Genomic DNA, 22,820 nt, shown 5'->3' on the forward strand with positions numbered 1-22,820 from the left:
GGCGGTCTCAGGCGCGGCATTGATGACGACGAAAGACAGGAACGGAGGTAGCCGACACCCAAAACGCAAATTCCTTATAAAATGAAATATTCCCAAGCCGGGATGGCGGAACTGGCAGACGCAGCGGACTTAAAATCCGCAGCCCTTAAAAGGGGCGTGGGGGTTCGAGTCCCCCTCTCGGCACCATGATCACTCTGGAGATCCTTCGACTACGCTCAGGGTTCACGCCCGCCAACAGCCTTAACTTCTGCGAAGTCCAAGAAACGACGGCATCTTCCACCCAGCCAACACAACCGCCAGGCCCAGCAATACCCATTGAGAGTGAACTTGAAGCAATAGCTGCCACGTTGAAACAGAAACAGGTTGCCCTTGCGCTAAAGAGCTCGAATCGAAGAGCTCTATCGCGCAAATGGCCAGGATTCCAATCAGGGTTGCGGCGGCAAACACCGCTCCCGGCAGCGCCCGCTTCCACGGAAATGGAATCGGAGGAGGAGCCGCAGCTTCGCGCCGCACCGCTTCTATCACTGAAGCGGCAAAGCCTGAGGACGGCAGAATTTCTTCTTCCGACATGATGCGGTCAAAGTCATCGTTCATGGTAATGCCTCTCTGGGACTTTCCAGTGATAGATGCGGGAGCTTCTTGCGAAGTATCTCACGGGCGCGGAAGAGTCTTGACTTCAAGGTGCCCTGGTTCAATCCCAGGCTGCGTGCCGCCGCATCCAGGTCCATCTCCTGAAGATAAAAAAAGATCACGGCATCACGATATTTTGAAGGTAGCGCGGCGACCGCCTGTCGAATCGCCCGGTCGCGCTGTTCTTCTTCCAGCCCCGGCTGCGACGGCCGTGTATCTTTAGGTTCCAGAATTTCATCCAGCGGCACTGTCTTCATCGGAATCCGCCGCAGCTCTGAACGATAGAGATTTGCAGCCAGCGCGAACAGCCAACTGGAAAAAACGGCGTCGCTTCGCCAATGGCTCAGTTTGCGGAAGGCGCGCAAGAAAGCTTCCTGCGCCATTTCCTCGGCTCGTCCACGGTCCCGGCAATAACGATAAGCCAGGTTGACCAGCGGCCGCTGCCAGCGCAAAAGAATGCCTTGAAATGCCTCGACATCGCCTGCCAGGACCTTTTCCACGTCGGCTTTGTCTTCACTGGCACTCACAATTCCCCCTGCCACGGTATGACCGCGGGGCAAATCGGTCGGTTTCATTATTTTTTGAAAATCATCGGTTCCCAAAAATAACGCAACCACCGAGGGAACCTACCTGTCTTACCCGGTGCAGCGGTTATCTGTCTGCCAGGAGATGCGAAATGAACGCCGGAACCCTTGCCCTGTTTATCCCTATTGTTTCTGTTATTTGCGTGTTTACGTTTATTTCCATTGCTTCCTGGGCTGACGCGCGCCGCAAGGAACGGGAAGCTTACTACAAGAGTGAGACGCTCAAGAAAATCGCCGAAAGCCAGGGCCCGGGCGCTACCTCAGCCCTGGAACTCATGCGCGAGGAAGAGCGCATCGCCGTGCGAAGGCAACGCCAGGGGCAGCGGCTGGGCGGCGTGGTGGCGATTGCTGGTGGCATGGCCCTGATGCCTTTCCTCTGGTTCATTCTCGACCCCGGCGATAAAGCTGTAGCGCTGGTTGGGCTGTTTCCCATGCTGATCGGTGTGGCTTTGCTCTTCTATTCCTATGTGCTGGCCCCCAAGGAACAGTAACGAATTTCGGCTACCAGGGCATTCCTTTCGTGACTCTTTCAAGGTTAGCGAATGCGCTCAAGCTCAAATGCGGCGGGCTTTGTTAAGTGAAATTACCCTTCTGGTTTCGTGTCGGGGGAGTGACAATCGAAAGCGCCCCAAACGCAGAACTGCCCGGAGCTTGAAAGCATCCGGGCAGTGATTGGGGTTGTTACAGAACTCTTACGTTCTCTGCCTGTAGGCCTTTGGGACCCTTGGTAACGCTGAATTCCACGGCCTGGCCTTCCGGCAAGCTCTTGAACCCGTTGGACTGGATCGCTGAGAAGTGCACAAACACGTCTCCGTCACCGCTGTTGCGGGTAATAAATCCAAATCCTTTTGCGTCGTTAAACCACTTCACAATTCCTTGTTCCATTTGTAGTTGTTCCTTTGTTGTTTTGATATTCCTGCTGAAGAAGATTGACTGGTATTTGTGAGGTGGGTTGTCGCTTTGAGGCTGGACCGGCTCGCTAACCGTTGGTGAATCACTTAACGGGAAGTCTTAGTATATCACCGAATCGAGATGAAACCTAAGAAATCGATACCGACCATCTTGAAATAATCTTGAAGCGTGTTTTGACCTCGAGAAAGCACTAATAACGGCTCAGCCCGATTCATGTTGCAGCAAATCCTCTGAGCGCGTAGTTTGAACATATGACCCCACCCAACGTGAACACTCCTCCGGCGTCCCGTCCAAAAGTTGTTGTCAAAGGCCCAATTCGCTGTCATAAATGCCAGATGCTTTGCCAGGACGCCGAGCAATATCTAAATCATGTCTGTGTACCGAGGCCCCCGCGTTAGTAAGCAAGGCAGCACCGTGCCGAATCTTTTTTTGACAAGCACTTCGAACGGTGAGTGATCTATGCGGGTTGCTGCAACCCGATCTGATGGCTGGTCTTCCTGACTTCTGCCGTGTCTTCCGGCAGCTCCAGCGGAATTCGATGGTCCCTTGCCGATGCGCGTCCCGCCTGTACCCAACCAAAACGCGTGAGCAGGGAACCGGCAACGCTCGACCACGCCGCCGCTCGGCGGAGCTTCTTATTGCCGCTCACGGCGTAGGCAAGACGCAATGCCAGCGGTACCGGTCCGGACAACACTCCGCCCGCTCTCACAATCGCGCCACTCCACCCTTTACGCAACGGTTCATTTACGCGATGGCGTTTGCTTTCCAGCAACACCCCTTCCGCTACCTCATAACATGATGCGGAAATTCCCAGCAGGTTCAACGCACGATTGTAATCGTGTCCAAACAGCTCTAGAAGAGAGACCGCCGAGTTGAGTCCTGAAGCCGCGAAGTGCTGCGGAAGCGTTCCGACGTTTTCATTCCACACAGGTATCACTGTCGCGCCAATCAACACTCCCGTGTAGCTCGACATCACTAGTCCCGTCGCAGTAGCCAACGCTCCCGCCGCATTTTCAATCAGGCGGATCGGGATTGAAAGGCCAAACTTTACTTGCATCACATTGGCAAATGCCGCCGCCGCAGAGAAGCTGGAGAAAGCAGATAGCGTCCACGCGCCCATGCTCATGGGACTTTGCGGCTTGAACACCCGGAGCATGTTCAGGAAGCGCGATGGCATTCCCAGATCTTTGATTAACAGTGCTGACGAAAGCGCGCCTCCGCCCGCGGCCATCCATCGTGCGCTGCGCACTAGTTCGCGATCGTTGCCCAGCCAGCTTGCCATATCCGCAATTACGGCCGATGCTCCAGCCGCGCCGCCTACAAAAAAATACAACGGCACTTCCGGATTCCACTGTGGCTCCTTGAGCAGCGGCACTCCGTAGTAGCCGGTATTCGGTGAGGCTTGCCGGAACGGCGCTCCCGCTGGCGTCACTCCTTTTCCTGAGACCATGCCGGATTGCGCGGCCTCGCGACGCAAAGCGGTAAGCCGTCGTTCGCTTTGTGAATCTGGAACACGTCCGGGCAATTCAGGTAAGGGAACTCGGCTCATCGCTTGCCTCCCAGAAATGCCAGCAGGGTAGCGCCGAGCATCGCTCCAGCGGCGACGGCGGCAGATTGCCATGCTCTCTTTAAATAGGCGGTAGGGACCTCAGGATTCGGCGGCAGATTGTAGGTACACGGATCGCCACGCAGCAGAAACAGAGAATGTATTCCTTTAACACTGGTTGCAACGGGATCGTACACCACTGCGTCTGTTACGCCGCGCGATTTCAGAACTTCAAGTCTCGCTTTAGCTTCTTCTCTGAGCACATCTAACTCGCCAAATTTGATCGACTCTGTCGGACACGCTTTGGCACAGGCCGGCTGCAAGCCTGCCCGCTGACGGTCAGAGCAGAACGTACACTTGAACGCTCGGCCATCATCTTCATTTTTTTCAACCACGCCAAAGGGACAAGCAACAACGCAGTATGAGCAGCCATTGCAGATATCCGGCTGAATGAACACTGCTCCAAACTCCATGCGCACGATTGCGCCCGTCGGGCATGCTTCAAGGCAGCCGGCCACTTCGCAATGCTTGCAGACGTCAGAGGAGAAGCCCCAGGCCGGCAGTTGCTCTGCAGCGTTGCCGCCGCGCCCGATCTCTGGCGTGTTCTCCACAAACTTCACATGCCGCCACGTTGAATGTCCCACGGCCATGGTGTTGTCATAAGAATTTCCGCTCCACTCAAAGCCGTCTTCTCCGAGTTGATTCCACTCTTTGCACGCTACCTCGCAGGCCTTGCAGCCGATGCACAGCGTGGAATCCGTCAAAAATGCAGTTGTGCTCATGCCGTCCTCCGCAGGTCCTGTCTCCACATTTTCAATGCTTGTGCGTTCCGCGGTACGCGTCCCGGATGCGCGTTGCAAACAAGCGCCTTGGTTTCCATGATGCGCACGTTGGGTTCTTCAGAAATTGAAAGCAGATCGTTCGGCACGTCGCCGGTGACAAGCCCCTTGTAGCCGAATTGGTACGGCAGGCAGATCGTGTGCCTGAGTTTCCCATCGATCACCAGCGGCTGGTTTCGCTCAGTGATCAACGCGCGAGCTTCAATAATTCCGCGCATCGTGGTAACGGTGAGATACTCTCCGGTTCGAACTCCGATCTCTTCCGCCAACTGTGGTGAGATTTCTGCAAATAATTCCGGCTGCAGCTCCGCCAGATGCGGCAGATATCGGCTCATGCCTCCACCGGTGTGGTGTTCAGTCAATCGGTAGGTGCTCAGCAGGTAAGGGAATCGCTCGTCGCCGGCAGGAAAGGCGTACGTATTGTCGGGCCGTTCTTTCTTGTCTGCCGCGGGATTTGTGCTGTGGTCTGGATAGAGTGGATTCGTAACAACGCTTTCCAGAGGTTCATAGTGCGTTGGCAGCGGGCCATCTTTCAGTCCGCTGGAAACCCAGATCCATCCCACGCCGTCTGGATGCATGATGAACGGCTTGTCGCCCGCAATAGCATCATCGCCTTTAGCGCCTTTTTCTGGCCGATAGTCCGGCGCTTTATCTTCTGTGAAATCCGCAGTGTCGTGGCCTGTCCATTTTTTTTGGTCGACGTCCCACCACACCAGCGCTTTGCGCTCGCTCCATGGCTTCCCGTCCGGACGCGCGGATGCACGGTTGTACAAAATCCGGCGATCGCTTGGCCATGCGTAGCCCCACCCGTGTCCATAGCGGCCTTTGGGCTCGCGCTTGCGCGCCTTGTTTTCTGTTGGAGAGGGCATTACTCCGGAATAAATCCAGCAGCCGCACGCTGTGGAACCATCGTTCTTTAGCTCTTTATAGCCTGAAACCAGAGTTCGGTCGCTTACGCGATAGCCGTTGATTTCGCCGATGATCTCTTCAACGTTCGGCTCGGCATGGCGCCCGTGCGTCCCGTAGTCCCATGTGAGCGCGTTTAAAGCTGCATTGCGCGATGTCTGCTGTTTGGTTGCTCTGGCTTTCAACCTTCGTCCCAGGTGGTACATGAACCATGTTTCGCTGCGGCAATCTTCCGGCGGATCGATTGCTTTTTCGTGGAACTGCAGCAGGCGTTGCGTGTTGGTAAAACTCCCGTCTTTTTCCGCGTGACCGGCCGCGGGAAGAAAAAAGATTTCCGTCGGGATCTTTTTGGGATCAAGTTCGCCGCGGTGGACTTCTGGCGAGTCTTTCCAGAATGCGGCTGTCTCTGTTTCCACAAAGTCGCGAACGACGAGCCACTTCAGGTTGGCCAGCGCGGAACGCTCGAGTCTTCCGTTCGCCGCGCCGACCGCCGGATTCTGTCCCATCACAAAAAGACCTTCCAGTTTGCCATCGGCCATATCAAGCCAGTAACCGTATTCAGAATGGTCGCCGGTGACGCGCGGCAGAAACTGAAATCCAAATTGGTTTTCGGCAGTCGCGGCCTCTCCGTACCAGGCTTTGAGCAGGCTAATGGCGTATTTATCAAAGTGGTTCCACCAGCCTGTCTCGGAGGTATGCTTTTTCAGATAGGTGGCCAAGCTATCCGAATCGCCTTCGAAAAAGGGCATCGGCAGGTAGCCGGGCAAAATGTCATAAAGAGTTGGTATATCGGTGGAGCCCTGGATCGACGAATGGCCGCGCAAGGCCATAACGCCCCCGCCAGGACGGCCTGTATTCCCCAGAAGTAATTGCAGGATGGCTGCCGCACGAATGATCTGCGGGCCTTTGGAATGCTGCGTCCAGCCGACGGCGTAACAGATTGCTCCCGTCCGCTCCGGACCAGAAGCGGATGTGTAAACTTCCGCAACTTCCAGAAATTTTTCTTTTGGAATGCCGCAAGAGGACTCAACCAACTCCGGCGTATAGCGGGCAAAATGTTTTTTCAGGACCTGAAAGACGCAACGCGGATTTTCCAGACCAGGATCGTCCTTATGCTCGCCCAGGTCACCCGCTTCACCGCCGCGATCTTTGCCATGGCCCCCGCCATGTTTTGAGTGTCCTGCAAACACTCCGCCTGAGTCCTTTGACGGAGAACCTTCATAGAGCCAGGTCTTGGGGTCGTATTGCTTCTCTTCCTGGTTCCAGCCGGAAAATACGCCGCCAAGATCTTCAGTATCGCGAAAATCGTCGCGCAGCAGCGTGGATGCGTTGGTGTAATGGACTACATATTCGCGGAAATATTTTTCATGCGTGAGGACGTAATTGATCAGCGCGCCAAGAAAAATTATGTCTGAACCGGGCCGCAACGGCAGCCAGTAATCCGCCATGGCCGAGGTGCGGCTGTAACGCGGATCAATGTGAATTACTTTTGCGCCCTTCTCGCGCGCTTCCATCACCCACTGGAACCCGACGGGATGATTCTCCGCCATGGACGAACCCATGATCAGGATCGCGTCAGAATATTGCAGGTCCTGTTGGGCGGTGGTTGCTCCGCCGCGACCGTAAGATGTGCCCAGACCGGGCACCGTGGAGCTGTGTCATATTCGGGCCTGGTTGCTGATGCAAACCATGCCTAGACCGCCGGTAAACATTTTTTTGATCAGGTAATTTTCTTCGTTATCCAGCGTGGCGCCGCCCAGATGCGCTACCGCTTTGGTCTGCATCAGGGTTTGTCCATCCTGCTTTTCAACAAATGACCGTTCTCGCGCATCCCAGAGCCGGTCAGCGATCATGTCCATGGCCGTTTCAAGATCAAGGCTTTCCCACTTCTTGCTGAACGGCTTACGGTACTTCATCTTCAGTTCGCGATTTGCATGGGTCAGGAGCTCAAAGCTGTCGGCTCCTTTGGGGCAGAGTCGTCCGCGGGAGATGGGAGACTCAGGATCGCCTTCAATGGAAACCAGCTTGTTGTTTTTGTGGTAAACCAGTTGACCGCAGCCCACGCCGCAATACGGACAGACGGAACGCGCCACTTCAGCACCAGCCGTGCGCGGCCCCAGACTGTGGGTCTTGTCAGACATGGCTTCCGCGCCAGTTCCGTCTCCACCTGTCTGGATTTGTTTAACGACTGGCCAGCGCGCAAGCAGCTCCCGGAGCATCTTTTTTTGTCCCCTCAAGTTGTGAGGAGCGATTGTTTAAGCGGGTTGCCTCGCGGCGGGCACGGTTGCATCGCAATACGATCTAATATGCCCCGACTTCCCACTTCTGCATACCGGAACAAAATTAAGAAGCAGCAGAAACCGGATTAAAAAGTAGTACAAATTGGCAATTGCTTTTTTATTGCAAAGGAGAATTCCCATGCCAAAAAGCACAGAAAACAACAGAGTCCTCGGCCGCCTGTTTGGCCGTGAATTAAGCACAGCGGAGGTAGAGCAGGTCCGCGGTGGTATTCTCACCCACATGTGCACCTTTGATTTCACAACCTGCGCAATGGATGGCGATTGTGAACAAATACCCCAATGCCCGTAGAGAGTAGCCGTTAAGCAACTTGCAACAAAGGCACTGACGAAGGCGCTGTTATGGCTTTCGCAATCTCTAATTATTGAAGGGGCTTTAAATCCGTGGGCCCAGGATGGCCCGTGGGGACGAAGCCCCCTCGCTGCACCATGAATCACTGGAGAGCCTTCCCACACCCCTCCGCGCTTCCTCAGGATTGCGGCAGCATGCTTCCGCAATCTCGCTTTCTGGGTGCGCGGCATTGCGCGATTTTGTTTACCTCGGCGACGAGTCAAAGAGAAACTTGTTCAGGGCATCAGGATGTCCTGGAGCGATGAGGCTATGACTCACGCCGTCAGTTGCGCGGTCGTGCTTGGCAATGAGCCATCCAACATAAGCGGGCAGGGAATCAGGCAGGGGCGTTGGATTCCCACCCTTTGTAAAGTACAGAGTTTCGCCTGAAGCAAGCTGGATCAAAGCAATCCCATGTTGAAGCGCGTAATTTACCGCCCCTTCGTTAAAACCAGAGGTAGAAAACATCATTGCTTTTTGCGCGCCAAGCGATACCTGTTTGGCGTGCAGCACCTGCACGTAGTCGCGCATAATACGGTTTTTGTGGTGTTTACATTCCACCAGAACGAGAAACTTCGCTCCGAAAGCTCTAAATCTTACCGTTATGTCAATTTCATAGGTGCCATCGGTCCCCTCAATAGACTCCAGGTGTTCGGTTTTAAATTCCTCCAGCTTCCCGGAGGTTGACTCCAGGAACTTCTTGACCTGGAGCTCAAATTCGGCTGAAGTGATTTTCGGCTTTTTCTTGACTTTAAACATTCGATTTGATCCGGGCGCGAGGCGACAAGCACGTATGGGCAGAAGTAACCCGATACGAGCTGAAGCAAGCGCGATCATTATAGCGAATATGAGACGAAAGTCAAATAACCCGGAGACGGTTGGAGAAGTCAATCTACGTGGACGGCGATCTGGCATCCACAATGCGCTATCTGCGTTCCCAGCGGGGCTTGCAGCGATGAACTCAAAGGTCGAGGTTGTCGGGCGTAGCGTATTATGGTGCAGTGAAGCTGCATCAAGAAGGACATATCACCAGCCTGCAAGGTCAATCTTTTCCCGTGGTTTTGGACTTGGACGCCACGGACGACGGACATCTGTCCGGCTTCGTCAATTTCCATAGCAATCGACGACCACAAGGGTTCCCGACGGGAGAAAAGTTGTCAATAATTACTGACGATCCACGGGCAGGCATCATCCAACAACCCCTATATCTCACGATTCGATTTGTAAGCAACCAGACAGCACAGGTGCAGGGTTACATCGACGGCAGCCGTGCGCAATTTCAGAACGTCAAGACCGTCGAGAACGTGCAAGTTGAACTGGATGAGCGTTATGCGAAGATGGCGATTGGAATCGCCAAGAAAAGCACGCCGGAAGACGACAAGCCACATCCAAAGGTGGGCGCAGTCGCTGTCAAGCACGGTCAACTGTTAGGTATTGACTGCCGTACTGCGGTGCAGACGAACGGGAAAATGAGTGGACAGCATGCAGAATTTCGTCTTACCACGACTTCGAGCGGTGGTGCCCTTGATGGTGCGACCATCTACACGACATTGGAACCTTGCCTCAATCGCAGTGATGAAAAGGTATCATGCGTGGATCGCCTGATTTCAGCCAAGGTGGCTCGTGTTGTGATCGGTGCGCTTGACCCCGACCATCGGGGAAACGGGCTGAGAAAACTTGCCCATTCATCTACTATCGAAGTTGCGTTATTCCCGGCTGCGCTGAGAGCGGAGGCACGTGAGTTGATTCGGGAATGGAAAGAACACAGCGAAAATCGACAGCAGCTTATTTTTGCGGGTGCTTACGCGAAATTTGAATATGAATTTCTGACGCAGCTCCACAAGTTCCCTGACCAGTTTATGCAGTACCCGCATCAGCTATCGGAAAAGTACGGCATATCCGTCAAGCACATAGAGCAGCTTTTCATCGACTTGGCGAATAAAGGATTTATTTCCCTCACTGCTTGGGACAATGCGATTCATAGCGAACGTCCGTGGAACACTTGGGCTGACCCTCTGGGCGTGTTTTCCGCGCCGTCGGATAAACCCGCCGTCCGTGTCCGAATACTCGCACTCGGCAGCAAACATCTTGAAACCCTCAAGAATCCCTCAAAATCTTAAGTGGGCTTCCTCGGCCGTCCTGCTTTTGAAGACTGCAACCACTTATCAAAATACCCGCCTTTGAACGCTTTCACATTTCGGAAGTTCGCCTTCCGAAAATACCCCGCGATGTCTTCGCTTTGCCCACCACAAATGACGGTTATGCTAATGTCCTTGTCCTTGATCCCCAGTAGTAACCTGCGTGCGCGTTTATCCGCCTTGGGCATGCTGTACCCGCAAATAACCAGCCTATCGGAGTTTTTTAAAGCCTTAGCAGCTTTAGACCAGAGTGCATTCCAAAATCCCTCATACTCAGGGCCAAATGAGGTATCAATAACAAATCTTTTGCATCGACCCGGAAGGATGAGACTCTGCATAGCCGCTCCCCCGCCCGGATAAATGCTCCCCTCGAATGTCTTATATCCGAGATACTTCGCGTCCTCTGGATGAATAACAGGATGGTCTCCTAACGTCTTGCCCGGCTGAAATTGCATGAAGCCCATTGCCCCATTATTAATGGACAACATCCAGTTCATGCTCCCGTGCAGCTTGAGCATTAACACCTTTGACAGTGCGTCAGCGTTGCCCAACGGAAACCCATAGCCACGCGATAAATCCCACTTCCCAACGTGTCTAAGTTCACGGTCCAGAGAATCATCGTAGTTGAATGTGATGACCGTATCCCCCGGTCTAATGATTCGTTTCGCAAAATCCTCATAGTCCCTTGCAGGCTTTTTGTGAAGTTTACGGAACCACTCACGCAGCATCACCGCAAACCACCCCCGAGCATTGCCCCAAACTCTCCTCTCCTCGGTCTTTCCCTCTTTTCTCAGTGATTCAATTCTTGCATCAATTTCTGTGATGAGGTCCTCAATGTTGGGTGATTTTCCAAACGTGTCAACAATCAATTGTCCATAATGTCGAGATAAGGCATGGGAATGCTTAATCATGAAATTCAATAACTGTTCACCCATCTTCGAGGCAAGCGGATACCCCGCATGTATCGAGGCCCCGGCACCAAAAACAAATGTGGTTTTCATTACGCGAACCTTCCTCGGCTTCACTGACTGATGTCAAGGTACTTCTTAAATTTCTCCTTAGCGATTTGCGGTTGAGCCATAAACCACTCTTCCGCTTTCGTCATTCTGTCTACGACCTTCTGATGGTCATACCCTTGAGGGATCGGCTGAGTGAAATCCCGATATTCAAAGTTCGCCGTGTTGAGGCTGAAACCACGAACATAAATCTCATTGAGGTACTTGGGAATCTCTTCACCAAATAAAAAGTCGGCTTCAGCCGTGTCTGCGCTGAACTTTATGAGGTCAGGGACTTCCGGCTTGAAGTCCTTGGTAACAAGTCGAATCATCTCGACAATGCGCTGGTAGATTTGGAGCCGCCGTTCGTATCTTTCAAGGATGGTCTTTCGTCGGTTGATTTGAAACTGCTGCCATGCGATGTAAAGAGTGGTTAACCCGATAACGGGCGTTAGCAGGCCCTGCAAAATTTGCAGCCAAGGTGAAATGGATGCGGGTAAAATCACGGCTAAATGTTAGCAAACCCTGCATTTCGTTGTAGGGTGAGCCATACAACAAGATCGCAACACCCCACGAATTGACAGGTAATAGAAACCGCCCGCCGGAAGCCTCCTGTGATCCTCATCACAGTCTGCGCAGCCCCTTGCGTTTAAAGTCTTACTTTTGTAAATATGCGCCTTCAGGAATAATGTTTCTCCTGGATATTTCGGGTGTACCATACCGAGTTTTGCAGTGAGAGAGGAAACGGACATATGAGAATTGCGGTCCCAAGGGAACAGCAGCAAGGTGAAGCCCGGGTAGCGTTGGCGCCTGAGTCGGTCAAAAAGCTGGTGGCAGCCGGCGCGGAGGTTGGCATTGAGACCGGCGCGGGCCTGCGCGCCGGATTTACTGACGCGGACTATCAGACAGCGGGCGCGAGCCTGATGGCGCGAGCGGATCTGCTGCCGGAAGCCGATATTCTGGCGTGCGTAAATCGTCCGGAGCCCGGCGACTTTAACAAGCTGAAGTCGGGAGCTGTGATCATCGGCTTTCTGAAGCCGCTGGATGAGCCAGCCGCGCTGGAGCCAATCATTGAGCGCAAGCTCACGGCATTTGCCATGGAGCTGGTGCCGCGATCCACGCGCGCTCAATCCATGGACGCGCTCTCTTCCATGGCCACTGTTGCGGGCTACAAAGCCGTGTTGATCGCCGCCGCGCGCCTGCCGCGAATGTTTCCCATGCTGATGACGGCCGCCGGCACAGTTCCTCCGGCTAAGGTCCTGGTGCTGGGCGCGGGCGTTGCTGGATTGCAAGCTATTGCCACCGCTCGACGCCTTGGCGCCGTGGTGGAAGCTTATGACGTGCGCGCCGCCGCCGGCCAGGACGTGAAATCACTGGGCGCGAAATTTCTTGAAGTGGACCTGGGCGGAATTGAAACGCAGGACGCCGGCGGATACGCCAAGGAACTTTCTCCTGAAGCGCTGCAGCGCGGGCGCGATATGGTGGCCAAGCACGCCGCAACTTCCGATGTAATCATTACCACGGCGCAGGTGCCCGGACGAAAAGCTCCGCTGATGCTGACGGAAGAAGCGGTGAACAACATGCGTCCGGGAGCAGTGATCGTTGACTTGGCGGCTTCCACCGGCGGCAACGTTGCCTATACCAAGCCCGGTGAAGACGTGGACCGCAACGGCGTAACGATTCTTGGCCCGCTCAATTTGCCCGCCACGGTCCCGGGACACGCCAGCCAGCTTTATTCGCGCAACCTGACAACGTTCATAGCCCTGATCAACGACAAGGGCACTCTGAAGATCGACATGAATGACGATATCTTGAAACCAGCTTGCGTCGCTTATGAAGGCGGGAGCGTCCATCCGAAAGTGGCCGCGGCGTTGGGACATCCGGTAGCGTAGCGCAGCAAGCTAGTAGTTAGTAATTGGTATTTAGTAGTTGGGTGTTAGTAATCAATAGAGCCGCTTTAAAGAGTAAGCCCAAGGAGACCTGAATGGAGCACTTATTGTTTCATCCTGTAGGATTCATCGTCGCGCTGGCGATGATGGAAGGGACAAAGGAACTGTCTTTCAACCCGGCGGTCCTCATCGCTTCTCTGTATGTTTTTGCCCTGGCCGCTTTTCTTGGCTATCAGGTGATCTCACGCGTGCCTCCGCTGCTGCACACGCCGCTAATGTCGGCCACGAACGCGATTTCAGGTATCTCACTGATTGGCTCGATTGTGATTGCGGGATCGCACTATGACGAGCACCAGATGCTGGCGTCGATCCTGGGCTGCGCCGCGGTGACCTCCGCCATGATCAACGTGACGGGCGGGTTCCTGATTACTGACCGCATGCTGAAGATGTTCCGCAAGAAAGAAGCGCCCAAGACCGATAAGCCGGAGGAGAAAAAGTGAGCCACGCTCAATATTTCCTCGAAGCCACATATCTCATCGCTTCCTGCCTCTTTGTTTTGGGCTTGAAGGGGCTGAGCCATCCTGATACGGCGCGGCGCGGCATGATTATGGCTGCCGCTGGAATGGCAGCCGCTGTGATCGGCACGCTTTTCCATCCTGATATTCATAACTATCTATATATCGCCATCGGTCTGATTCTGGGTTCGAGCATTGGTATTCCCATGGCCATGGTGCCGATGACAGCCATGCCACAACGAACCGCGCTGTCGCACGCGTTTGGCGCGCTGGCTGCTTCGATGGTGGGCATTGCCGAATACGTGATTCACGGCAGCAAGCTTGGTCCGGTGAAAGTCGGCGCACTGGGTTTGGAAGTTATGCTTGGCTCGTTGACTGTGACTGGATCGCTGATTGCCGCAGCTAAGCTTCAGGAACTGATGCGCGGAACTCCAATCATGTTTAAAGGCCAGCAGATTTTTAATCTGGCACTTTTTATTGTGATGGTCGGTTCTTTTGTCGCGTGGATTGTTAATCCTGCGGGCGCTACATTTTTCTATGCGATGGTCGGCTGCGCTTTTGTGTTTGGCATCATGCTGGTCATTCCCATCGGCGCGGCGGACATGCCCGTGGTGATGTCGCTGTTGAACTCTTACGCCGGTCTTTCATCGGCAGCAACCGGCTTTGTGCTAGGCAATAACGTGCTCATCATCGCCGGTACGCTCGATGGTTTCTCCGGATTTATCCTGTCTATTTTGATGTGCCGCGCCATGAACCGCTCGATCACCAATGTGCTGTTTGGCGGCTTTGGCGCCGCAGTCACATCAGAAACAGCTGTAACGGGATCGATGCGCGAAGTCGGGCTTGATGATGTTGCGGTGCAGCTTGCTTATGCTAACCAGGTTGTCTTCGTTCCAGGATACGGCATGGCCACCGCGCAGGCGCAACACGCCTGTCGCGAGCTGGGCAATATCCTGGAAGAACGCGGCATCTCGGTGAAGTACGCAATTCATCCCGTTGCCGGACGCATGCCGGGACACATGAATGTGCTTCTGGCGGAAGCCAACGTGCCGTACTCGTCGCTTTATGAAATGGAACAGATCAATCCTGAGATGCAATCTACTGACGTCGCGGTAGTTATCGGGGCCAACGACGTAGTCAACCCCGATGCCCGAGATAATCCCAAGAGCTTAATTGCTGGAATGCCAATCATAGAAGTCGATAAGGCAAAATCGGTGGTTGTCTTGAAACGCGGCAAGGGAAAAGGTTTTTCCGGACTGGAAAATCCTCTCTTCTTTAAACCGGTCACAGGGATGCTCTATGGCGATGCCAAGTCATCGCTTACAAATCTTGTTCAGGCGGTGCAGAAGGTATAACTTCCGGACTAGAACCTGAGTCCTGAACTGTAACGTAATCGAGCGTCACGCTTGAGTGGCGCTCATTGCGTTTCATTCTCCGTAAATCGCCGAGCTTAGTAATTCATGTTGAAGTTCAGCAGGTTCCAGTGATAAGAGAACCACACAAAGCCAAGACAAGCCAGCAGGAGCAGGAGGTTCCAGACCTTGCCCCAGAACCATGCATGCGGGTCTCTCCATGACCGAAGTGACGCCAGCAATACAACAACTGTTCCCAGCGCTCCCACGACTCCCAGAAACTGTATCGCTTGAAATTTGAAGTCGGTCCGGGAACTCAGGACGTTAATCCCTCCGCTTGTAAGCACCGTCAGAAAAATCAGCAGGAATGTAATATCCACCGCGCAGATCACTCTCACCCACGGCCGCAGACGCATGTAACTGGGATCGAGTTCGAGCCGCTGGTGATAGTGTCCTCGAATTATGGCGGCCAGCAGCCAGCACAGCAGCGTCAGTCCCAGAATAATCAGAACGCCTACGATCAATGCCTGGTTAAAATCGGCGCTTTGTGCCAATGACACGCGTTGCTCTGCAGCGGCAGGGAAGTTCGGCGCCAGCAGCATATTCCCGTTGTAGTCGCGAACGAAAGCAAGCAGGTCCTGGCCATTCACGGAGCGATAAACCAGCGGCGCAATCTCCTGCCATTTTTTGATCTGCCCATTGAAATCCTTGAAGGGCTCCACTTTGATGGTTCCATTCTCCTCTGGTGTAACGCGGACATTTTCTTCGACAGCGCCAACCTTCAGAAAACTACCTTCAGATCGGCGCGTCGTAAGATATCGACCGGCAACGGTTTTCGCATCGGCATCAGCGCTAGCCAGCTTCTCAATTTTGGGCGGCGTGTAAGGAAAGTAACGATCCAAAAAGTGATACCACAAAGCGCTGCGTGGACTAATGTCGCCCTTGCCGCCGCTGTTATACGAGACAAAGAAGCCAATACCGTTTTCCAGCATCAGATGCAGGTCGCTGTGGAAGTAAACCGTGTCTCCACCGTGGCCGATGATGCGTTTCCCATTGCGCGATTCTTCATAGAAGCCCAGGCACATGCCGTTGAGCGCCGGGCTAAGCCCAAACTGGCGTGAGTGCATCTGCGTTACTGTCTCCGGACGCAGAATCTGCGCGTTTTCAAGTTTGCCGTTTTGAAGGTGAGCGATCATGAATCGCGAAATATCAGCCGCAGTGGCGGCTAATGCTCCAGCCGGAGCTTCTTCAATCATTTCGAACGGCTTTGCCTTGCCCGACCCTAGCCGGTAGCCATTGGACATCTGCGGCTTCAAGTCGGCAGGCAGCGGCTGAGTGAAAGTCGAGTGCGCCATTCCCAGCGGCTTGAAAATATTTTCTGCCACGTAATCATTGAATGGACGTCCCGAGACGCGCTCCACAATGTATCCGGCGAGCGAAGCTCCGTAATTGGAATAAGCAGGAGTGGTTCCAGGAGGGAAGATGCGTTCCGGAATATGCGTGACAAGATGCTGCTTCAGCGTGGCGACAGGTGCCGCATCTTCGGTGATCAGGTCTTTGATCTGCTCCTCAAAACCCGGAGTATGCGTCATGATGTTGCGTAGCGTAATCGGCTTGCCAAATTTTGCCGGGATTTTGAAGTCCAAATAGTCGTTGATGTCGCGGTCGAGGTCGAGCTTGCCTTGTTCCACCAGTTGCATCACGGCGGTCCAGGTAAACAGCTTGGAAATCGACCCCGGACGGAACAGCGTGGCATCAACCGTTACTGGAGTTTTCTTTTCCACGTCACTATAGCCGTAACCCTTGGCGAATAAGATTGCCCCATCCTTTACCACCAGCACCACTGCCCCGGCTATGTCTTCTCTCTCAAGCTGCATGGGAACAAAGCCATCCAGGAAAGCATGCACGTCTTCCGCGGTAAGCTCATGCGGAGGCTCCGTCACCTTCGATTCACCAGCCGTCGGCGACTGAGGTGTGGGAGGAACCGGCGTCTTTTTTGGCGCCTGCGCCATCGCAATGGAAGCGAGCAGGACAAGCTGAAGAGCAAATGGCAGAACCATCCTTGGTTTCATGCGACGAGGTCTCATGGGACGAAACGACTCCGTTTCCTGGTTTTCAATCGGGAAAGAATACCATGCGTGCCACAAAGAATTGGTCAGGCTAATGCGTTGGAACTCGCTGTCTATTGAGCAATCCAGTCATCGCCCAGATTCCGAGCAATGGTCCTAGCGCCATGCTTGCCAGTGCCCAGTTCCATCCGTAGAGCGCCGCAATGGCTGCCATCAAGCGGATGACAAAAGCTGTCAACAGAAATCCCAACGCTACCTGGCAGGTCAGCGCCGTCCCGACGTAGTTTTTATCCGATACCTCACTAATTATGGTGGAGAATTGCGCTGAATCGGCAATGACCGCTATTCCCCAGATCAGGGAAAGTGGAATCAGAATCATCGGTCGATGCAGAACCAGTGCAGCCAGCACGCAACATACAGAGCTGATGGCCATGGCAATAATGGTTACGCGTGCGCGCTGCGCCACGCGTATGCCAGCCGCCTGGTCCTGCAATTTATCACTAGCTGCCCCGGCCCAGATGCAGCCAACTGCTCCAATAGCTATTGCTAATGCGGCCATGGTTTCAAACATTGAGCGGGACCACGCCGCTGACACTGAAAAGATCACGGCGATCCATCCCCACATGGAATAGAGCTCCCACATGTGACCGAGATAGCCAAGATTAGCGAGTCGTAATGGTCTGTTACGGACAATCTCAAGAATCTGCGCTGGATCAAAGCGCGATTGCGGCATGGCATACGGCCCTTGGCGAACCGCCAAAGCAACAATCAAAGCGCCCAGCAATGCTTGCGCGCTTCCTAGCAGGATCACGCCCTGCCAGGGAACTCTGCCTAAAGCATTCACGGCATGGGGCACCGCCGATCCAACCGTCAGCGCGCCAATCATTATCCCGAGAGCCAGACCACGTCCGCGCTGGAACCACCCTGCAATAATCTTCATCCCTACGGGATAAACACCGGCCAGGAAGAATCCTGTAGCGCCTCGCAGCAGAATGGCTGGAAGTGGTTGCGCGGCTAAAAAAGCAAACGCGGCATTGGCAGCCGCTGCCGCAATGGCAGAAACAACCAGAACTTTAATTGGACTAAAAACATCGGGAATATTGAACAGCGCAAAAGTGATTGCTCCGACAGAAAATCCAATTTGCACCGCAATCGTAAGCCATGATCCCAGCGCCAGCCCCGAATGCCAGAGTGTTGTGATCTGCGGAATCACGGCGGTCCCGGTGAACCACAGTGACATGGCCAGCAAAATGGAAACTGAAAGCAAAAAAAGTGCCCGCCGGGATGAAAGTCCCTGGCGGGCTTCTGTCTGAACCGTTACAGGCATCTAGCCTTTGAGCTTCCGGCGTTCGCAGGAGGTCACAACGGCGGTAGGATCAATAGCTTCGCGATCCATTTGCATCTCCAGAACCTTGCCTTCCTTATCCAGCAGGAAGGTCACCCGGCGTGCGTGATGTTGTGTCGTGTAAATGCCGAGTTCTTTGGTAAAGTTTCCCTCCCAATCACTCAAGATGGGGAACTTGATTCCTTCTTTTTCCGCCCATGCAGCGTTGCTGAAAGGGCTGTCCATACTTACACCCAGTACCTGGGTGTCTGCAGCTTCCAGTTTTTGCAGGTTCTTCTGGAAGTTCTGCATCTCCGCGGTTCAACCAGGGGTGAAGGCGAAAAAAACAAATGCGACCGCAACATTCTTCTTACCTTTGAAGTCGTGCAGAGAGACTTTATTCCGATTCTGGTCGATGAGAGTAAAATCAGGGAAGGTATCGCCCACTTTGACCTTGGGCTCAGGCTGCGCCGGGGGCGCCTCTTTTTTTTCTTCTTTCTTATCGCTTTGCGAAAACAAGCTGGTTCCGGCAGTTGGCCCCAGCAGCGCTAGCGTTCCCAACATTTGGACGGCAGTTCTTCTACGCATTAGTTCTTCCTCCGCATGAATGCTGCACGGTAAGCCTAAATTTATGCAATGAGTACGTCAATAGCGAAGCGCAACCTAATGGGCCAGCAACTTTGCGCCAACTGGGTGTTAGTATTTGGCGGAGATAATTCCAATGAAAAGATTACTTTTTGTGGCAGTCCTGGCGTTGGCCGCCGTCGCCTCTGCGCAGGTTTCCAGCACTCCCGCTGCAATCCAGCTCAATACCATTTATGCCGGCGCCGATGGCAAATTTGAAGCCGCTCCAGACACTGCTGTCATCCGCATGGACATTGCTTCCCAGCAGGACACATCGCGCGCCGCCTATGACCGCGCAGCTTTGGCCGTCGATCACGTTCGCCAGATCTTGAAGAACAATGGCATTGATTTGAAAGCCGCGCAATTTGGGACGTATCAGGGCCAGCCCATGTACGATTGGAAAAATCCCAAACACAAAGTGATCGGGTATCGAGTGACCTCGGACATCACTTTGAAGCTGCGCGACTTTACCAAGATCGGCGCACTTACAGAGCAATTGGCGGACGTTGAGGACACGCAGAACCAGTCAGTGAATTACACCCTGGAAGACATTGAACAAGCCAAGGCCAAAGCATCAGAAGATGCGCTGAAAAAAGCCCGCAACCAGGCAGCAGCCGTCGCTAGTGCTGGTGGACGTACACTGGGCGATCTTCTCTATGCCTCGGTAGACGTGAACCAGCCGAACATCGTGCCTATGGTATTCGCGCAGGGCATGGCACGCTCAGCCGCGCCTGCGGCCACGCCGCCGCCCATGGCTGATTTCACTCCGCAAACGGTAACTATCAACGCGCATGTGAATGCCTTGTTCGCGTTGAAATAAATGCACAGCCGGCTGACACTTCGGCGCCGGCTGAGTGACTAGTCCTGGCCCATGATCAGCGGCAGACCATTCTTGGGATTGCCGATCACAATAATCTTGGCGTTGGGGCTTTTAGCCAGAGTTTCCGTGGCCTCAATGCCTTTCCACTGCAGTAGCTGCGCGCTGATTCCCTGGGCCACAATCTGCTGGAAGTCATGAATGCCCTGGGCTTCAATCCTCTTGCGGTCCGCTTCCTGGCGTTCCTTTTGCAGCCGGAAATTCATCGCCAGCGACTCCTGCTCCGCCTGCTGCTTCGTTTCAATGGATGCCCTTAACGTGTGTGGAAGCTGAATGTCGCGCAAGAGCACGCTTTCCACTATGACTCCCCTTGGCTCCAGCGCGGCCTTCAATCCAGCTTTGATCTCGTCCTCCACTTCTTTTCGTGAACTTGAATAAAGCGTGTTGGCGGAATGTCCCGCGGTGGTATCGCGAATAGTGGAACGCAGGTTGGGATCGATGATGGTGCGAGCGTAGTCCGGTCCCAGCTTGCTGTACACATCTGCAGCACGGCTCTGTTCCAGGTGATAAATAAGAGACGTGTCAATCTCCAGGTTCAGGCCTTCCATGGACGGCGTGGAGGTGTGCTCCTCCTGCGTTTGTGTCCGCACGGAAAAGACATGGTTGATTTTGAATGGAGAAACAAAATGGGTGCCTGCCGGCAGCGTTTCACCCGTTACCCTTCCAAAATAAACCAGCACACCCACATTTCCCGGCGGAACATACGCAACGGAAGCCCACAAAAGGATGATGAGGAACACAAGCCCAGTCCCGACCAGGATGGGAGTGCCGGAAATTGACTTGGGATTTGAGCTGATAATTCTGGGATCGAAGTGTGACATTCAGGAAAACTCCTTTTCTTTGTTGCGGTTAGTTAATGCCTCTTGGCGAACGATGGCGATTTCCTGCCGGCGGCATGATTCACAATGGTTCTTTGCAACTTCTTTATAATTTGGCTGGTGACGGTTCTAAGAATAAGGCCGCTGAGGGATTGCGGCTAAGTAATAATTGGGTGGAAAACGTGGTCTCAGAAAAATCCACAGAGCAATTTTTTCAGGGGCAGGGAATTACTACCCGCTTTTCCACTGAGCTACTCTGCTAAACCCTTTATTTTCAGTCGCAATTGAATGGCACAGAGGATGCAATAACCCATGCCAGACGAAGTGGCGCGCATCGGGGCGCTTTCGAATGGATCTAACGGCCAGAGATCCCTCGAAAGTGCCTCGTTGCATTTTGAGCCGGTATGCAGGCGTGAGGAAGGCGCAGCCGACCGGGAGCCTGCAGGCGAAATCCTGAGCGCCCGGTTTGCGCGAAGGATCTCTGCCTCGAGCGGTACTGCCGGCGCGAGTGAGGCGCAAGCCGAACGGGAGTCCGCACGCGAAATCCTGAGCGCCGGGTTTGCGCGAAGGATCTCTGCTTTGAGCCGGTGTTCAAGGCGAAGCTGGACCAGTGGCTGCTGGCGAAATCCTGAATTTGAAATAGCCCTGCCGCTATTGCTGAGCGTCCTGATGCAATCTCCCGACCTGATCTCGCAGCCCATTCCTGTATTTCTCATTCCTGAAATTCTTAGACACAAGGGTTGCCGCTAATCCCTGCTGTACAATCTCTGCGTTTTGCGAATCGTTTCTCATCGTCTTGCCCTGGACGTGAGACAGCTTGGTGGGACGGTCCGAACGTACTGGCAGCAGATGGAGCAATTTGGCAGATTGGATTTACAGCAAGTTATCCTAATAAGGACCAACCATGCCCTGGAAACTCTTAGCCGTTGTTGCACTTGCTCTTCTGGCGGCCACCGGTTTGTTATACCGGATGAAAGCCTCGCAGCAGCCTCCACGCTTCGTGCCTGTTCCACCAGAAAAAGCCATGGAGGTCTATCTCGGTCTCAGAACCCAGGCGTTGACCTCTACATCGGCCAAGATTGGGTTGAAAAATATCGGACCGGACGATCCCTTAGCAGTCCTCATGGACCTGAATACAGGTGCTCGCAACGTTACGGTCGCCGCTTTTGCTGATGGCGCTGCCAGTATTTACATAAGCAATGGAGGCGGATTTATTGGAGGTGGCCAAAATTATCCATCAGTTCACCAAGCCGGCCAGAATTTTATCGCCGTGGCGCGCAGGTTTCGTGCCAAGATGCAGAAGACGCAAAATTATCCCTTGCCCCAAAAAGGCGAGGTTTTCTTCTACCTGATAACTGACAATGGCGTTTACACGGTGAGCGCACCGGAAACGGAATTGAACCGAAGAACGCATGCTCTTACTGAGTTGTATGCGGCTGGCCAGGAGATCATCACACAATACCGTCTCAACACGCCAAAGCATTGAATCAGGTGGCGTGATTTCTAGACGAGCTGAACTTTTTCTCGGAGATCGATTCCGGCCCGCCGCAGGATGCCGGCAATCTCGCCATCATTCAACCGTGAAGCATCATACTCAACGCGGATGGTGTGCTCTTTCTCGTCAAACTTGATCTTGCGCACGCCGTAAACTTCCCAGGCATTGTTCAACGCTTCCATTTCTTTCTCTCCGGGCGGCGTGCCATATTTGAAAACCACATCCAGCAGGGTCATCAGGGTCTCCACTTAAATGTTTTTGGTGACCCTCCAATATATCGCAACCTTGCATCCAGATTTGACCGTTATACCCCTAGGGGGTATAGTGAGAGGTAAGTCAGGTCCGTTATGAAGAAGCGAAAAGCACAGAAAGAATCGCACCGCGCCATGCCGCGTGAAGCCTGCGCGCGCCAGGATTTGCTGCTGCGTCTGCGCCGGGTTGAAGGCCAGGTCCGCGGCGTGCAGAAGATGGTGGAAGAAGATCGTTACTGCCCGGACGTGCTGGTACAGATGTCCGCCATTCATGAGTCGCTGCGGGCCGTGGAAAGAATCCTGATGAAAGACCATTTGCAGCATTGCGCCACCGAGGCATTGCGCTCCGGCGACGACAAACAGGCGCAGCGCACTTATAACGAGTTGACAGAACTCTTTTACCGCCACGCCCGCTAGAGGCCTCAGGG

At 53.9% G+C, this 22,820-nt stretch carries 23 protein-coding genes and 1 tRNA gene; 9 read left to right on the forward strand and 15 right to left on the reverse strand.

What is annotated here, in order from left to right:
* Positions 1-96 precede the first annotated feature (96 nt).
* Positions 97-186 (forward strand) — tRNA-Leu (locus LAO76_11875).
* Positions 187-240: 54 nt separating this feature from the next.
* Here the strand turns inward: LAO76_11875 and LAO76_11880 are convergent.
* A complete protein-coding gene (locus LAO76_11880) occupies positions 241-594 on the reverse strand; it encodes a hypothetical protein (GenBank protein ID MBZ5491619.1) in 354 nt (117 codons plus the stop codon).
* Positions 591-1,205, reverse strand: a complete 615-nt coding sequence (locus tag LAO76_11885; GenBank protein ID MBZ5491620.1) for a sigma-70 family RNA polymerase sigma factor — start codon at positions 1,203-1,205, stop codon at positions 591-593. The genes LAO76_11880 and LAO76_11885 overlap by 4 nt, the downstream gene beginning before the upstream one ends.
* A 101-nt stretch (positions 1,206-1,306) precedes the next feature.
* On the opposite strand from LAO76_11885, the gene LAO76_11890 reads away from it, so the two are divergent.
* Positions 1,307-1,705, forward strand: a complete 399-nt coding sequence (locus tag LAO76_11890; GenBank protein MBZ5491621.1) for a hypothetical protein — start codon at positions 1,307-1,309, stop codon at positions 1,703-1,705.
* Between the two features lie 190 nt (positions 1,706-1,895).
* Here LAO76_11890 and LAO76_11895 read toward each other — a convergent pair whose 3' ends face one another.
* From LAO76_11895 to LAO76_11915, 5 genes are all read right to left on the reverse strand, one after another.
* Positions 1,896-2,099 carry a cold shock domain-containing protein gene (locus LAO76_11895; protein MBZ5491622.1) on the reverse strand — a complete coding sequence of 68 codons (204 nt, stop codon included), beginning with the start codon at positions 2,097-2,099 and terminating at the stop codon, positions 1,896-1,898.
* A gap of 484 nt (positions 2,100-2,583) precedes the next feature.
* Complete coding sequence (nrfD, locus tag LAO76_11900) at positions 2,584-3,675, reverse strand: polysulfide reductase NrfD (protein MBZ5491623.1); 1,092 nt, start codon at positions 3,673-3,675, stop codon at positions 2,584-2,586.
* Positions 3,672-4,454 carry a 4Fe-4S dicluster domain-containing protein gene (locus tag LAO76_11905; GenBank protein ID MBZ5491624.1) on the reverse strand — a complete coding sequence of 261 codons (783 nt, stop codon included), beginning with the start codon at positions 4,452-4,454 and terminating at the stop codon, positions 3,672-3,674. Before LAO76_11905 ends, nrfD begins: the two co-directional genes overlap by 4 nt.
* Complete coding sequence (gene fdnG / locus LAO76_11910; GenBank protein MBZ5491625.1) at positions 4,451-7,636, reverse strand: formate dehydrogenase-N subunit alpha; 3,186 nt, start codon at positions 7,634-7,636, stop codon at positions 4,451-4,453. The genes LAO76_11905 and fdnG overlap by 4 nt, the downstream gene beginning before the upstream one ends.
* Before the next feature lie 613 nt (positions 7,637-8,249).
* Entirely contained in the window at positions 8,250-8,882 is a 633-nt protein-coding gene (locus tag LAO76_11915) for a restriction endonuclease (GenBank protein MBZ5491626.1), read from the reverse strand.
* Between the two features lie 164 nt (positions 8,883-9,046).
* On the opposite strand from LAO76_11915, the gene LAO76_11920 reads away from it, so the two are divergent.
* Entirely contained in the window at positions 9,047-10,165 is a 1,119-nt protein-coding gene (locus tag LAO76_11920) for a hypothetical protein (protein ID MBZ5491627.1), read from the forward strand.
* On the opposite strand, the gene LAO76_11925 is transcribed toward LAO76_11920, so the two are convergent.
* A complete protein-coding gene (locus tag LAO76_11925) occupies positions 10,162-11,184 on the reverse strand; it encodes a hypothetical protein (protein ID MBZ5491628.1) in 1,023 nt (340 codons plus the stop codon). The two genes, LAO76_11920 and LAO76_11925, sit on opposite strands and share 4 nt — an antisense overlap.
* A 20-nt stretch (positions 11,185-11,204) precedes the next feature.
* Positions 11,205-11,684, reverse strand: coding sequence for a hypothetical protein (locus tag LAO76_11930; GenBank protein MBZ5491629.1), 480 nt, complete (start codon positions 11,682-11,684; stop codon positions 11,205-11,207).
* A gap of 246 nt (positions 11,685-11,930) precedes the next feature.
* Between LAO76_11930 and LAO76_11935 the strand changes: the two genes are divergently transcribed.
* The 3 genes from LAO76_11935 to LAO76_11945 all read left to right on the forward strand — a co-directional run bounded on the left by LAO76_11935 (position 11,931) and on the right by LAO76_11945 (position 14,937).
* Positions 11,931-13,070, forward strand: a complete 1,140-nt coding sequence (locus LAO76_11935; protein MBZ5491630.1) for a Re/Si-specific NAD(P)(+) transhydrogenase subunit alpha — start codon at positions 11,931-11,933, stop codon at positions 13,068-13,070.
* Positions 13,071-13,213: 143 nt separating this feature from the next.
* Entirely contained in the window at positions 13,214-13,567 is a 354-nt protein-coding gene (locus LAO76_11940; protein ID MBZ5491631.1) for an NAD(P) transhydrogenase subunit alpha, read from the forward strand.
* On the forward strand, positions 13,564-14,937 hold the full coding sequence (locus LAO76_11945; protein ID MBZ5491632.1) for an NAD(P)(+) transhydrogenase (Re/Si-specific) subunit beta: 1,374 nt from the start codon (positions 13,564-13,566) through the stop codon (positions 14,935-14,937). The genes LAO76_11940 and LAO76_11945 overlap by 4 nt, the downstream gene beginning before the upstream one ends.
* 95 nt (positions 14,938-15,032) lie before the next feature.
* Here the strand turns inward: LAO76_11945 and LAO76_11950 are convergent, their stop codons facing one another.
* The 4 genes from LAO76_11950 to LAO76_11965 form a co-directional block, all read right to left on the reverse strand.
* The gene (locus LAO76_11950) at positions 15,033-17,006 is read right to left on the reverse strand and encodes a beta-lactamase family protein (GenBank protein MBZ5491633.1); all 1,974 of its coding nucleotides are present in this window, start codon (positions 17,004-17,006) and stop codon (positions 15,033-15,035) included.
* A gap of 88 nt (positions 17,007-17,094) precedes the next feature.
* Positions 17,095-18,330, reverse strand: a complete 1,236-nt coding sequence (locus LAO76_11955) for an MFS transporter (GenBank protein ID MBZ5491634.1) — start codon at positions 18,328-18,330, stop codon at positions 17,095-17,097.
* A complete protein-coding gene (locus LAO76_11960; protein ID MBZ5491635.1) occupies positions 18,331-18,639 on the reverse strand; it encodes a redoxin domain-containing protein in 309 nt (102 codons plus the stop codon). It lies immediately after the preceding gene.
* 9 nt (positions 18,640-18,648) lie between these two features.
* On the reverse strand, positions 18,649-18,915 hold the full coding sequence (locus tag LAO76_11965) for a redoxin family protein (protein ID MBZ5491636.1): 267 nt from the start codon (positions 18,913-18,915) through the stop codon (positions 18,649-18,651).
* A 133-nt stretch (positions 18,916-19,048) separates the two neighbouring features.
* On the opposite strand from LAO76_11965, the gene LAO76_11970 reads away from it, so the two are divergent.
* Complete coding sequence (locus tag LAO76_11970) at positions 19,049-19,771, forward strand: SIMPL domain-containing protein (protein ID MBZ5491637.1); 723 nt, start codon at positions 19,049-19,051, stop codon at positions 19,769-19,771.
* A gap of 38 nt (positions 19,772-19,809) precedes the next feature.
* On the opposite strand, the gene LAO76_11975 is transcribed toward LAO76_11970, so the two are convergent.
* The gene (locus LAO76_11975) at positions 19,810-20,649 is read right to left on the reverse strand and encodes a prohibitin family protein (GenBank protein ID MBZ5491638.1); all 840 of its coding nucleotides are present in this window, start codon (positions 20,647-20,649) and stop codon (positions 19,810-19,812) included.
* A gap of 901 nt (positions 20,650-21,550) precedes the next feature.
* Here LAO76_11975 and LAO76_11980 point away from each other — a divergent pair.
* Positions 21,551-22,132 carry a hypothetical protein gene (locus LAO76_11980; protein ID MBZ5491639.1) on the forward strand — a complete coding sequence of 194 codons (582 nt, stop codon included), beginning with the start codon at positions 21,551-21,553 and terminating at the stop codon, positions 22,130-22,132.
* Between the two features lie 17 nt (positions 22,133-22,149).
* Here the strand turns inward: LAO76_11980 and LAO76_11985 are convergent, their stop codons facing one another.
* Positions 22,150-22,377, reverse strand: a complete 228-nt coding sequence (locus LAO76_11985) for a hypothetical protein (protein ID MBZ5491640.1) — start codon at positions 22,375-22,377, stop codon at positions 22,150-22,152.
* 150 nt (positions 22,378-22,527) lie between these two features.
* Between LAO76_11985 and LAO76_11990 the strand changes: the two genes are divergently transcribed.
* On the forward strand, positions 22,528-22,809 hold the full coding sequence (locus tag LAO76_11990; protein MBZ5491641.1) for a metal-sensitive transcriptional regulator: 282 nt from the start codon (positions 22,528-22,530) through the stop codon (positions 22,807-22,809).
* The last annotated feature ends 11 nt before the right edge of the window (positions 22,810-22,820 follow it).

This window comes from Terriglobia bacterium, from assembly GCA_020072645.1.
Lineage (GTDB): Bacteria > Acidobacteriota > Terriglobia > Terriglobales > Acidobacteriaceae > Angelobacter.